Below are 12478 nucleotides of genomic sequence, written 5' to 3'. Positions count from 1 at the left end.
GCTCAGGCGCAGGTGCGGCACGCCCGCACCGGTGCGGGCCAGCGCAGCGCCAAGCGCGGCCGACGGGTCGGTGCAAGCCGAACCCGTTTCGACGTCGCGACAGCGGCCTTGCCGTCGTGCCCTCGGGAACTACTCCCCCGTAAACCGTCCCGGACGTCGCTCGGCCACCGCGCGCACCCCTTCCGCAAAGTCGCTGGTCCGCTGCAACCACGCCTGCTCCGCCAGCTCAAGATCGGTCTGCGCCTCCACCAGCCGCGCCAGGTCCCCGCGCATCGTCTTGCGGGTCGAAGCAACCGCCAACGGCGCCCCAGCGGCGATCTCCTGCGCCAGCGCCAGCGCCGCCGCGTCGAGGTCGCCCGCCTCGACCAGCACGTCGACCAACCCCCAGCGTGCCGCGTCCTCGCCCTTGATCCGCCGCCCGGTCAGCGCCATCAGCAACGCGCGCTGCGGTCCGATCACCCGCTCCAGCACTGCCGAGATGCCGAATCCCGGATGGAACCCGATCTGGACGAAGTTCGCCACGAACCGCGCCTCCGGACACGCCACCCGCAAATCGGCGACCAGCGCGAGCCCCAGTCCCGCGCCCACCGCGCTCCCCTGCACCGCCGCGACCACCGGTGTCTCGACCGCGAACAGCTTCGCCGCCGCCACATAGAACGGATTGCGCGCGCCCGTCGGCTGCGGTTCGGCGACGGGATTGGCGTTGACCAGGTCGGCCCCTGCGCAGAAAACCCGCCCCTCCGATCGTAGCACGATCGCGCGCACGTCGCGGTCGGCGTCGGCCTCCACGAACGCTGCGCCGATCTCTTCGATCATGACCAGATCGGCAAAATTATGCGGCGGTCGGGCAAAGGTGACGACGGCGACATGGCCGTCGCGGCGGGTTTCCACGGTCATCGCTCCCTTGTACCGTCGCCCGCGGCCATGCCAAGGTCCGTCGACGGGAGAGACAAGCACATGCGGTGAATCGTACGCCGCCCCGCCCCCGCTCTTTAGAAAGCCCCACCCATGCGCGAAGCTGCCATTGTCGCCACCGCCCGCACCGCCATCGGCAAGGCCTATCGCGGTGCATTCAACGCCACCGAAGCGCCGGTGCTCGCGGGCCACGTCATGAACGCCGCGGTCGAGCGCGCGGACATCGACCCCGCCCGTATCGACGAAGTCTTCTGGGGCGTCGGCAACGAATGGGGCACGCAGGGCGGCAACGCAGGGCGGATGGCGATCTTCGCAGGCGCGTTGCCCCACTCCGTTCCTGCCTTCACGCTCGATCGCAAATGCGGCTCCGGCCTGACCGCAGTAGCGCTCGCCGCGCGCTCGATCATCTGCGACGAGGTCGACGTCGCGCTCGCGGGCGGGATGGAGTCGATCAGCTACACCGTGACCAAGGACGCGCCGCGCTTCGTCAACGAAAGCGTCACCGCCCAAGTCCCTGCCGCCTACACCCCGATGATCGAGACCGCCGAGATCGTCGCCGACCGCTATGGCATAACCCGCGAAGCGCAGGACGAATACGCCGCACGCAGCCAGCAACGCGCCGCCACCGGGCTCGCCAACGGCGCGTTCGCCGAGGAGATCGTGCCGATCACCGTCGGGAAGGCGACTTTCGACAAGGCGGGCGAGCGCACCGGCACCGAGACGGTGACGATCACCCAGGACGAAGGCATACGCCCCGGCACCACCGCAGAAGCGCTGAGCGGCCTGAAGACCGTCTTCCCCGGCGGTGACTTCAGCGGCCCCGGCACCAGCGTCACCGCAGGCAACGCCAGCCAGCTCTCCGACGGCGCATCGTGCCAGCTGCTGATGGACCGTCAGACCGCGCAGGCCGAAGGCAAGACCATCCTCGGCCTCTACCGCGGCTTCCAGGCAGCGGGATGCGAGCCCGATGAGATGGGCATCGGCCCCGTTTTCGCCATTCCCAAATTGCTCGACCGCGCCGGGCTGTCGGTCGCCGACATCGGCTTGTGGGAACTGAACGAAGCCTTCGCCTCGCAATGCCTTTACTGCCGCGACCACCTCGGCATCGACCCCGAGAAATACAACGTCAACGGCGGCGCGATCGCGGTCGGGCACCCGTTCGGCATGACCGGCAGCCGCCTCGTCGGTCATGCGCTGATCGAGGGCCGCAAGCGCGGCGTGCGCTATGTCGTCGTCTCGATGTGCACGGCAGGAGGCATGGGCGCGGCGGGTCTGTTCGAGATAGTCTGAGGAGATAAGCACATGGCCACCCTCATCACCGGCGCATCCGCAGGCCTCGGCGAAGGCTTCGCCCGCGCCGTCGCGGCGCAAGGCGACGACCTGATCCTCACCGCCCGCCGCATCGACCGGCTGGAGGCGCTCGCCGCCGACCTGCGCGCTGCGCACGGCGTCAAGGTCCACGTCTTCGCCGCCGACCTCGCCCATCACGCCGCGCCCGACCACCTGGTTGCGGACATCGCCGCCGCCGGGCTCACCGTCGACACCCTCATCAACAACGCAGGTTTCGGCACCCGCGGCGTGTTCGCCGAGGCGGCGCTCGAGACGCAGACCGGCCAGATCGACGTCAACTGCCGCGCGCTGGTCGCGCTCACCCATGCGTTGCTCCCCCCGATGGTGGCGCGCAAATCGGGCGCGATCCTCAACATCGCCTCGGTCGCCGCCTTCCAGCCCGGCCCGTGGATGGCGGTCTATTACGCGACCAAGGCGTTCGTCCTGAGCTTCTCCGAAGCGCTCCACGAGGAAGTGAAGCCGAGCGGCGTCCGCGTCACCGCCCTCTGCCCCGGCCCCACCCGCACCGAATTCGCCGAAGTGGCGGGGATGGGCGACAGCGAACTCTTCGAACGCTTCGCCAGCGCGCCCGATACGGTAATCCGCGACGGCCTGTCCGCGCTGAAGGCCGGTCAGGCAATCAAGGTTTCAGGCCTGATGAACACCCTTATGGCCGACTCGATCCGTTTCACCCCGCGCGTGTTCGCCCGCCGCATCGCCGGGGCCTTGCAGAAGGCGCGGGGCTGAGGCGAGCGTGCGCCCGTTGCCACCGTCTGGCCAAGCTGCGATACGGCGTTCATGATAACCCGGCCAGGGGACACGTTCGCGGCCGAAACCGCCCGTCGCGGCGACGACGACGCGTTGCGTGCCATTCTGGCGGAGGTCTGCCGAACGACCGGCATGGGCTTTGCCGCCATCGCACGCGTGACGGAGGCGCGGTGGATAGCCTGCCAGGTTCTCGATCGGATCGAATTCGGGCTGGAGCCCGGCGACGAGTTGCAGATCGCGACCACGATCTGCAACGACATCCGCGAATGCGGCAACGCGGTCGTGATCGACCACGTCGCGGCCGACGCCGCGTGGAGAACCCATCCGACACCCATGCTCTACGGGTTCGAGAGCTATGCGTCCTTTCCCATCGTGCTGGAGGACGGCACCTTTTTCGGCACCTTGTGCGCGATCGACCCCGCCCCGCATGCGGTGAGTTCTGCCACGATCGTGAACGTGCTCGAAGGCTGCGCCCGGTCCGCCGCGAGGATATTGTCCGCGCGCTGACGCTGGCGCGGCGTCAATCCGCGAACAGCAGCACCGGCGTCTCCAGCATCCGCTTGAGCGCTTGGACATAGCTCGCCGCGTCCCAACCATCGACGACGCGGTGGTCGCAGCTGATCGACAGGTTCATCAGCTTGGCGCGGCGGATATCGTCGCCGTCAAAGACCGGCCGCTCGACGATCTTGTTGGGCCCGATGATCGCCACCTCGGGCCGGTTGATGACCGGCGTCGTCGCGATGCCCCCCAGCGGCCCGAGCGAGGTGATCGTGATCGTGCCGCCGCCCATCTCGTCCGGCTTCAGCTTGTTCGCCCGCGCGGCGTCGGCCAGGCGCGCGATCTCCGTCGCGAGCTGCCAGACGTTGCGGTCCTGCGCGTCGTGGATGACGGGGACGGTCAGCCCCGCGTCGGTCTGCGTCGCCATCCCCATGTGCACCGCCCCCGACCGCGTCACTACGCCTGCCTCATCGTCGTAGCGCGCGTTGAGCATCGGGAAGTCGGGCAGCGTCCGGCAGATCGCGACAATCATCAGCGGCAGCAGCGTCAGCTTGGGGCGGCCCCCGCGGTTCGCATTGAGGTCCGCGCGCACCGCCTCCAGCGCGGTCACGTCGATCTCGTCTACATAGGTGAAATGCGGAATGTTGCGCTTCGACGCCGCCATGTTCTCGGCGATGCGGCGGCGCATCCCGATGATCTTGATCGTCTCGTCGGCACGCGCGCGGGTTGCGCCGGGAGCTTGGTAGCCCTGGCCCGAGCCGTAGCGGAGGTAGGCGTCAAGGTCCGCGTGGCGGATGCGGTCGGAGTCGGTCTTTACCGATGCGAGGTCGACCCTCAGATCACGCGCACGGGCGCGCACCGCGGGGGAGGCGAGGACCGCCTCCTTGACCTCCCCGGAACGGGGAGGGGGAGCAGAGGGATGAACAGCCCCCAGCTGTTCAAGATCGTTCCGGGGGAACGATCGACCCTCTGCTCCCGCTACTTCAGCGGGTGGTGGAGGGGCAGCAACGGGCGGGGCGCTTGTGGCTGCCCCTCCACCAGCTTCGCTGGTCACCCTCCCCGTGCCGGGGAGGTACGCGCCCTGATCCACCGTCGCGGCCGTACGAGCCGCGACCTCCTCAACCCCCGGATTTTCCGCCTCGTACTGCTCCGCCGTCTCGACCTGAGCCTCGGTCTCCGGCGCAGCCACGACCTCCCCGCCCGCAGCCGCATCGGTCTCGATCACCACCAGCGTCGACCCGATCGCCACCTGGTCCCCGACCTCGCCCGCCAGCTCGACGACCACCCCAGACACCGGCGACTCCATCTCCACCGTCGCCTTGTCGGTCATCATGTCCGCGATCTGCTGGTCTTCCTCGACGCGGTCGCCGACCGCGATATGCCAGGCGACGATCTCGGCCTCGGAAATCCCTTCGCCGATGTCGGGCAGGCGGAACGAAAAGCGGGCCATCAGGCGTCCTTCATGATCTTTTTCAGCGCCTCGCCGATGCGGACGGGCCCCGGGAAATACGCCCATTCCAGGCTGTGCGGATAGGGCGTGTCGAAGCCGGTCACGCGCTCGATCGGCGCCTCCAGGTGATAGAAACACCGCTCCTGCACCAGCGCCGACAGCTCCGCGCCGAAGCCCCCGGTGCGTGTCGCCTCGTGGACGATCATGCAGCGCCCGGTCTTCCTGACCGACGCCTCGATCGTCTCGATGTCGAGTGGGATCAACGTACGCAGGTCGACGATCTCGGCGTCGATCCCCATCTCGGCGACCACCGCGGCGCACACATGCACCATCGTCCCGTACGCCGGGATCGTCAGCGCCTCGCCCTCGCGCACCACGTTGGCGGTGCCCAGGTCGATCCGGTAGTACCCCGTCGGCACCTCGCCCGCAGGATGCTTCGACCAGTTCTGCGCGGGCCGCTCCCAATACCCATCGAACGGTCCGTTATAGATGCGCTTGGGCTCGAAGAAGAGCGTCGGGTCGTTGTCCTCGATCGACGCAATCAGCAGCCCCTTGGCGTCGTAGGGCGTCGACGGAATGACGGTCTTGACCCCGGAGACATGGGTGAAGATCCCTTCCGGCGACTGGCTGTGGGTCTGCCCGCCGAAGATCCCGCCGCCGAACGGCGACCGCACCGTGATCGGCGAGGTGAACTCCCCCGCGGAGCGGTACCGCAGCCGCGCCGCCTCGCTGACCAGCTGGTCGAGCGCGGGGTAGATGTAATCCGCGAACTGGATCTCGGGCACCGGCCGCAGCCCATACGCCCCCATCCCGACGGCGACCCCGATGATCCCGCATTCGGTGATCGGGGTGTCGAACACCCGCGTCTTGCCGAACTTCGCCTGCAACCCCGCGGTCGCGCGGAACACCCCGCCGAAATAGCCGACGTCCTCGCCCATGACGATGACGTCGGGGTCGCGCGCCATCATCACCTCCAGCGCGGAGTTGATCGCCTGGATCATGTTCATGCGGGTGGTGGTGGGCGCCTCAGCCTCCGACGCTTGCTCGTTCACATCGCTCACCACACACACTCCGTCACCCCGGCCTTGAGCCGGGGCCCAGCACCACAAACCGCCCGCATGCTCACCGGCTGTGGCACTGGACCCCGGGTCAAGCCCGGGGTGACGAACGAATCGGCGTTCACTGCGTCTTGTCCCATGGCCGTCCGCTCGCCGTCTCTTCCGCCATCATCTGCGCCTGCTGCTCGCGCAAATGCCACGGCATCTCCTCGAACACCCCGTCGAACAAGGTATCCAGCGGCTGGTGCAAGCCATGCCCGAGAATACCGTTCTTCTCGGCCTCCTTCTGCGCCGCCTTCACCTCGTCGGCGAGCTCCTTGTCCTGCGCCGCATGCCGCGCCTCGTCCCACTCGCGCAGCGCGATCAGGTGGTCCTTCAACCGCCGCACCGGATCGCCGAGCGGCCAAGCATTGGGCTCGCCTGCCGAGCGATACTGTCCCGGATCGTCGGAGGTCGAATGCCCCTCGGCGCGATAGGTGAAATGCTCGATCAGCGTCGGCCCCTGATTGGTCCGCGCCCGCTCGGCCGCCCATTGCGTCGCGGCATAGACCGCCAGCGCATCGTTGCCGTCGACCCGCAGCCCCGCCAGGCCGTAGCCGATCGCGCGCGCCGCGAACGTCGTCGCCTCCGCGCCCGCGAACCCCGAAAAGCTGCTGATCGCCCATTGGTTGTTGACCACGTTCATCACCACTGGCGCACGGTAGACGCTGGCAAAGGTGCACGCCGAGTGGAAATCTCCCTCCGCGGTCGACCCTTCGCCACACCAAACCGCCGCGATCCGGCTATCGCCCTTGGCCGCCGACGCCATCGCCCAGCCTACGGCCTGCGGATATTGCGTGGTCAGATTGCCCGAGATCGAAAAGAATCCCGCGTCCTTCGCCGAATACATGATCGGCAATTGCTTGCCCTGCAGCCGGTCCGCGGTGTTCGAATAGATCTGGTTCATCATGTCGACCATCGACCAGCCGCGCGCGATCAGCAGCCCCTGCTGGCGGTAGGACGGAAAGCACATGTCCTCGTAATCGAGCGCATAGGCCGCGGCGACCGACACCGCCTCCTCGCCGGTCGCTTTCATGTAGAAGCTGGTCTTGCCCTGCCGTTGCGCCCGGAACATCCGCTCGTCGAACGCGCGAAGCAGCGCCATGCTGCGCAGCATTCGCCGCAGCATATCGGGCGACAGCCTGGGGTTCCATGGCCCGACGGCCTGGTTCTCGTCGTCCAGAATGCGAACGAGCGAGTAAGCCAGATCGGTGAACTCTCGCGCAGGCGCCGCAGTGTCGGGTCGCCGCGCAGCGCCGGCGGCGGGCACCTCGACCTCGGCGAAATCGACCTCGTCGCCGGGCCGGAACCGCGGCTCGGGAACGTGAAGCGCCAGCGGCGGCAGGTTCGATCGTCGGTCGCTCATCCCGCCCTTTTGCTCCCGCGCAACATAATTTCAAGCCTTCTTCATCTTCCCCCGCACGGGGAGGACAATACTCACTCCACGACCTGTTCGATCACCCCGAAGATCGGATGGTGCCGGTCGTCCTCCGCCCAGATCCGAACGGTGTCACCGCGTTTGAGGAACGGCGTCGCCGCCGCGCCACCAGCGATCGTCTCTACGGTGCGCACCTCGGCCAGGCACGAATATCCCACCCCACCCTCGTTCACCGGCCTGCCCGGCCCACCGTCCGCATCGCGGTTCGACACCGTCCCCGAGCCGACGATCGTGCCCGCCCCCAGCTTGCGCGTCTTCGCCGCATGCGCGACCAAAGTCCCGAAATCGAACGTCATGTCCTCCCCCGCCTCCGCGCGCCCGAACGGCTTGCCGTTCAGGTCGACCATCAGCCTGCGGTGCAGCTTGCCGTCCCGCCACCAGTCCCCCAGCGACTCGGGGGTCACGAACACCGGCGAGAAAGCGCTCGCAGGCTTCGATTGAAAGAACCCGAAGCCCTTGGCCAGCTCGCCCGGGATCAGGTTGCGCAGCGAGACATCGTTGGTCAGCCCGACCAGCCGCACCGCCGCCAAGGCCTCCTCGCGCGAAGCCCCCAGCGGCACGTCGCCGGTGACGACGACGACCTCGGCCTCCAGGTCGCACCCCCAGGACTCATCGGCCAGCGGTATGGGGTCGCGCGCGCCAAGGAACCCGTCCGACCCGCCCTGATACATCAGCGGATCGTGCCAGAAGCTGTCGGGCATCTCCGCCGCCCTTGCCCGCCGCACCAGCGCGACGTGGTTGACGTAGGCCGACCCGTCCGCCCACTGATACGCCCGCGGCAAAGGCGCCGCCGCATCGTGCTCGTGGAAGCGCTCGCGCGGGATCGCCTCATGGTCGAGATCGATCGCCAAATTCTGCAACGCCGGCGCGTGCTGCTCCCAGTCGTCGAGCGCCGCCTGCAACGTCGGCGCGATATGCCCCGCGTCGGCGTACCAGGCGAGATCGCTCGATACGACGACCAGCCGGCCATCGCGACCGTGCTTCAGGCTTGCCAGTTTCATGCGCGTCCTCTCGTTAGCATTTACGCTGTTGTAGCCTTCTCCGTTCGTCCTGAGTAGCCACTGAGCGACGTCGAAGTGGCGTATCGAAGGACAGGACGCCGGGCATGTCCTTCGATATGGGCAGGCTCAGCTCCTACTCAGGACGGACGGCGGGGGATTGACCACTCGCCGCAACGCCCGCACGCTCCCGCCATGACGACACTCGATGCTATCCCCGGCCGCTTCGCCTACAACGACGACCACGAGGCGTTCCGCCGCACCGTCCGTAGCTTCCTCGCCAAGGAAGGCGTGCCGCACGTCGCACAGTGGGAAGAGCAACGCCTGGTCCCCAAATACTTCTGGCGCGCCGCGGGCGAGGTCGGCCTGCTCTGCCCGACGGTGCCCGAGGAATACGGCGGCCCCGGCCTCGATTTCGGCTACAACGCGATCGTCAACGAGGAGCTGACCTACGCGGGCGTCCCCGCCGGCTTCACGCTGCAATCCGACATCGTCGCAGGCTATGTCGAGCATTACGGCAGTCCCGAACAGAAGGCCGAATGGTTGCCCAAGATGGTCTCGGGCGAGATCGTCACCGCGATCGCGATGTCCGAACCCGGCGCGGGCAGCGACCTCCAGGCGATCCGCACCACCGCGAAGAAGGACGGCAACCACTACGTCATCGACGGCCAGAAAACCTACATCACCAACGGCCAGAACGCCGACCTCGTGCTCGTCGTCGCCAAGACCGACCCCGACGCGCAACCGGCGTGGAAGGGCATGTCGATCATCCTCGTCGAGGCGACCCGCGAGGGCTTCCGCCGCGGCCGCAAGTTCGACAAGATCGGCCAGGACGCCGCCGACACCAGCGAACTGTTCTTCGCCGACGTCCGCGTGCCGATGACCAATTGCCTCGGCGAGGAGGGCAAGGGCTTCGTCCAGCTCATGAGTCAGCTCCCCCAGGAACGCCTCTCGATCGCGATCGGGGGACAAGCTTCGGCGCAAAAAGCGTTCGATGAAACCGTCGCCTTCACCAAGGAGCGCAAGGCGTTCGCAGGGGTCGTCTTCGACTTCCAGAACACCCGCTTCGTGCTGGCCGACCTCAAGACCAAATTGCAGGTCGGCTGGGCGCACCTCGACTGGGCGATCAAACGCCACCTCGCGGGCGACCTGACCAACGAGGAAGGCGCCGCCGCCAAGCTCTGGCACACCGAGCTGCAATGGGAGGTGATGGACAAATGCCTCCAGCTCCACGGCGGCGCGGGCTACATGAACGAATACCCGATCGCCCGAAGCTGGCGCGCGGCACGGGTGACGCGGATTTACGGAGGGACGAGCGAGATCATGAAGGAAGTGATCGGGCGGTCTTTGTGAAGATGCCCGTTACCCCATTCTCCGTTCGTGCTGAGCGCAGTCGAAGCACCTTGGCCAAGAACCGCTTTTCGACTTCGCTCAGGGCGAACGGAATATCGTGTGCCTTGGCGTCCCTGGCCCTCGCCACCCCCGCCACCGCCAAACTCACCCCCGCCGAAGTTAAGATGCAAACCGCGGTAACCACCGACGTCCCCCGCAATGAAGCACTTCTCGAAAGACTCGTCCTCCAGAACAGCGGCACCCTCAACCTCGCAGGCGTCCGCAAGGTCGGCGCCATGGTCCGCGCCGAACTCGAACCATTGGGCTTTCAGGTCCGCTGGATCGATATGACCGAAACCGGTCGCGCCGGGCACCTGATCGCGGTCCATAAAGGCGACGGCAAAGGCAAGCGCGTCCTCCTCATCGCCCACCTCGACACCGTCTTCGAGCCCACCTCCACCTTCACCGGCTGGAAGAAGGAAGGCACCCGCGCCACCGGCCCCGGCTCGGGCGACGACAAGGGCGGCGTGGTCGTCGTCATCGCCGCCCTGCGCGCGATGCAGGCCGCGGGCACGCTGAAGGCCGCCGACATCGAGATCGTCATGACCGGCGACGAGGAACGCTCGGGCAAACCGCTGGATGTCGCCCGCCGCGACCTGATCGCCGCGGGCAAGCGCGCCGACGTCGCGCTCGAATACGAGAATCTCGCCACCGAGGACGGCCGCGAATACGGCTCCACCGCCAGGCGCAGCTCGACCGACTGGGTGCTGACCACCACCGGCAGATCCGGCCACAGCAGCGGCGTGTTCGGCCGCACCCTCGGCTATGGCGCCATCTACGAGCTGGCGCGCATCGTCGACCGGTTCCGCCGCGACCTGCCCGAACCCAACCTGACCTACAACGTCGGCGTCATGGCGGGCGGCACGCCGGCCACGTTCGACAGGAACCAGCTGATCGCCACGGCCACCGGCAAACCCAACATCACCGCCGCCAGCGCGGTAGCCCGCGGCGACATCCGCGCCCTGACCCCCGAACAAAACGCCCGCGTCATGGCGAAGATGCAGGCGATCGTCGCGGAGCACCTCCCCGGCACGGGCGCGGAAATAACCTTCTCCGACGGCTACCCCTCGATGGCCCCCACCCCAGGCAACCGCGCGGTCTTGGCGAAGCTGAACGCAGTCAACCGCGACCTGGGCCTTCCCGATATGACCGAATTCGACCCCGCCAAACGCGGCGCCGCGGACAGCAGCTTCGTCGCCGCCGACGTCGACACGCTCGCCGGCATGGGCCCGATCAGCGGCAACGCACATGCGGAAGGGGAGTGGGTCGACCTCGCGAGCCTGCCGCGGCAGGCGCTGCGGAGTGCGGTGCTGATCTCGCGCTATGCGGGGGAACGGCGGTGAGCATAAACCTGTTGATAATTCTGGCTTTCCAAGCGCTCACACCCGCGTTGCCGTCGGCGGAGGCGCTCGCACTTGGGAGGAAGCTGGCAGAACAGAGCATCATAATCGCGACGCTACCAATACAGGCCGATGATGAGTTGGCCGAGTTGGCTGCTGAACCTGAAGCCAAGATGCTGACTGCGGACCAACGCAACGCGTTGATCGCTACGGGAAGGCGTATAGCCGTGCGGACCCGTGAGCAGGCGCTTGAAGGTATGGCGATGACCTATGCTAAAGGGCTGCCGATGAGTGATCTCCGGACCTTGGTCGCCGCTGCCGAACGTCCGGAAACGATCCGTATGCGCGCGCTGGAGCCTCGTGCCACGGCGATGGCATCGCTGTTTCTCGGCATTGTGCCTTTAAAGGTGCAAGCAGCGGCTGAATACTGCGCTCAAACCCGCTTGATGTGCACGCGCTCGAATGCGCATTGACCTCCGTGCTGTTGCGGGCACCCAACCTCTCGTCACCCCGGCCTTCCGCTTCTTCTTCTCTCAACGCCATGAGGCACGGATAACGCGGCGGCGTAGCGAACAGGTTGCGGAATTGTATCTATTCTGATACAGCACTGATATGAAGCCGATTGCGTTCCTCGGCGACAGCCTCGACCGACTCCGGGACTTTCCGGACGACGCCAGATCGGACGCCGGTCACCAGCTTCACGAGGTCCAGAACGGCAACGACCCGGACGACTGGAAGCCGATGAAGACGATCGGCCCCGGCGTCCGCGAATCAGGATCAGGGAGGACTCCGGAGCGTTCCGGGTGATCTACCTGGCGACGCTCCCGGAGGCGGTGCTGGTCTTACACGCCTTTCAGAAGAAGACGCAGGCGACACCGCAACGCGATATCGACCTGGCGGCAACGCGCCTGCGCGCATGGAGGCAGAGATGACGGACGTTCAAACCTACGACAACGTGTTCGACGCGCTGGCCGACACCCCTGCGCAGGCCGCGAACCTCAAGGCGCGTTCCGAACTGCTGTCGGCGCTGAAGGCACGCGTCCGCGCCTGGAACCTGTCGCAGGAACTCGCCGCCGCCCGGCTCGGCATCACCCGCCCCCGCCTCAACGACCTGCTGCAAGGCAAGATGGCAAAATTCTCGCTCGACGCGCTCGTGAACCTCGCCACCGCTTCGGGTCTGGCCGTGCATATCCACGTCGACGAGGCAGCCTGACGCAACGACCAGCGACTGGCCAACCACGTCTCGTCACCCC

The 12478-nt window shown here is 67.2% G+C and carries 14 protein-coding genes; 9 read left to right on the top strand and 5 right to left on the bottom strand.

Features of this window, described 5'->3' with window-relative positions; all coding sequences use genetic code 11:
- Positions 1-129: 129 nt before the first annotated feature.
- Positions 130-897 carry an enoyl-CoA hydratase/isomerase family protein gene (locus ACE5C1_RS02435; protein ID WP_374942466.1) on the bottom strand — a complete coding sequence of 256 codons (768 nt, stop codon included), beginning with the start codon at positions 895-897 and terminating at the stop codon, positions 130-132.
- A gap of 111 nt (positions 898-1008) precedes the next feature.
- Here ACE5C1_RS02435 and ACE5C1_RS02430 point away from each other — a divergent pair, with 111 nt between their 5' ends.
- The 3 genes from ACE5C1_RS02430 to ACE5C1_RS02420 are packed head-to-tail and all read left to right on the top strand — an operon-like array spanning position 1009 to position 3519.
- A complete protein-coding gene (locus ACE5C1_RS02430; RefSeq protein ID WP_374942465.1) occupies positions 1009-2205 on the top strand; it encodes an acetyl-CoA C-acyltransferase in 1197 nt (398 codons plus the stop codon).
- Positions 2206-2217: 12 nt separating this feature from the next.
- Positions 2218-2991 carry an SDR family NAD(P)-dependent oxidoreductase gene (locus ACE5C1_RS02425; RefSeq protein ID WP_374942464.1) on the top strand — a complete coding sequence of 258 codons (774 nt, stop codon included), beginning with the start codon at positions 2218-2220 and terminating at the stop codon, positions 2989-2991.
- Between the two features lie 51 nt (positions 2992-3042).
- Positions 3043-3519, top strand: coding sequence for a GAF domain-containing protein (locus tag ACE5C1_RS02420; protein WP_374942463.1), 477 nt, complete (start codon positions 3043-3045; stop codon positions 3517-3519).
- A gap of 13 nt (positions 3520-3532) precedes the next feature.
- Here ACE5C1_RS02420 and ACE5C1_RS02415 read toward each other — a convergent pair whose 3' ends face one another.
- The 4 genes from ACE5C1_RS02415 to ACE5C1_RS02400 form a co-directional block, all read right to left on the bottom strand.
- Positions 3533-4960, bottom strand: a complete 1428-nt coding sequence (locus tag ACE5C1_RS02415; protein WP_374942462.1) for a dihydrolipoamide acetyltransferase family protein — start codon at positions 4958-4960, stop codon at positions 3533-3535.
- Positions 4960-5967 (bottom strand): alpha-ketoacid dehydrogenase subunit beta, encoded by a 1008-nt coding sequence (locus ACE5C1_RS02410; RefSeq protein ID WP_374942542.1) that lies wholly within the window; start codon positions 5965-5967, stop codon positions 4960-4962. Before ACE5C1_RS02410 ends, ACE5C1_RS02415 begins: the two co-directional genes overlap by 1 nt.
- A gap of 172 nt (positions 5968-6139) precedes the next feature.
- A complete protein-coding gene (locus ACE5C1_RS02405; RefSeq protein WP_374942461.1) occupies positions 6140-7423 on the bottom strand; it encodes a 3-methyl-2-oxobutanoate dehydrogenase (2-methylpropanoyl-transferring) subunit alpha in 1284 nt (427 codons plus the stop codon).
- Between the two features lie 71 nt (positions 7424-7494).
- Positions 7495-8496: a fumarylacetoacetate hydrolase family protein gene (locus ACE5C1_RS02400; protein WP_374942460.1), complete on the bottom strand. Its 1002-nt coding sequence runs from the start codon at positions 8494-8496 to the stop codon at positions 7495-7497.
- Positions 8497-8688: 192 nt separating this feature from the next.
- Here ACE5C1_RS02400 and ACE5C1_RS02395 point away from each other — a divergent pair, with 192 nt between their 5' ends.
- The 6 genes from ACE5C1_RS02395 to ACE5C1_RS02370 all read left to right on the top strand — a co-directional run bounded on the left by ACE5C1_RS02395 (position 8689) and on the right by ACE5C1_RS02370 (position 12438).
- Entirely contained in the window at positions 8689-9846 is a 1158-nt protein-coding gene (locus ACE5C1_RS02395) for an acyl-CoA dehydrogenase family protein (RefSeq protein ID WP_374942459.1), read from the top strand.
- A 104-nt stretch (positions 9847-9950) separates the two neighbouring features.
- Positions 9951-11228 (top strand): M20/M25/M40 family metallo-hydrolase, encoded by a 1278-nt coding sequence (locus tag ACE5C1_RS02390; protein ID WP_374942458.1) that lies wholly within the window; start codon positions 9951-9953, stop codon positions 11226-11228.
- Positions 11225-11698 (top strand): hypothetical protein, encoded by a 474-nt coding sequence (locus ACE5C1_RS02385; RefSeq protein ID WP_374942457.1) that lies wholly within the window; start codon positions 11225-11227, stop codon positions 11696-11698. The genes ACE5C1_RS02390 and ACE5C1_RS02385 overlap by 4 nt, the downstream gene beginning before the upstream one ends.
- A 139-nt stretch (positions 11699-11837) precedes the next feature.
- Positions 11838-12032 (top strand): hypothetical protein, encoded by a 195-nt coding sequence (locus ACE5C1_RS02380; protein WP_374942456.1) that lies wholly within the window; start codon positions 11838-11840, stop codon positions 12030-12032.
- Positions 12029-12157 carry a type II toxin-antitoxin system RelE/ParE family toxin gene (locus ACE5C1_RS02375; protein ID WP_374942455.1) on the top strand — a complete coding sequence of 43 codons (129 nt, stop codon included), beginning with the start codon at positions 12029-12031 and terminating at the stop codon, positions 12155-12157. The genes ACE5C1_RS02380 and ACE5C1_RS02375 overlap by 4 nt, the downstream gene beginning before the upstream one ends.
- Positions 12154-12438 (top strand): helix-turn-helix domain-containing protein, encoded by a 285-nt coding sequence (locus tag ACE5C1_RS02370; protein WP_374942454.1) that lies wholly within the window; start codon positions 12154-12156, stop codon positions 12436-12438. The genes ACE5C1_RS02375 and ACE5C1_RS02370 overlap by 4 nt, the downstream gene beginning before the upstream one ends.
- The last annotated feature ends 40 nt before the right edge of the window (positions 12439-12478 follow it).

Source organism: Sphingomonas sp., assembly GCF_964263785.1.
Classification (GTDB): Bacteria; Pseudomonadota; Alphaproteobacteria; order Sphingomonadales; family Sphingomonadaceae; genus Sphingomonas.
The sequence above is the reverse complement of the archived record's forward strand: the minus strand, read 5'-3'. Positions and strand labels throughout refer to the sequence as shown.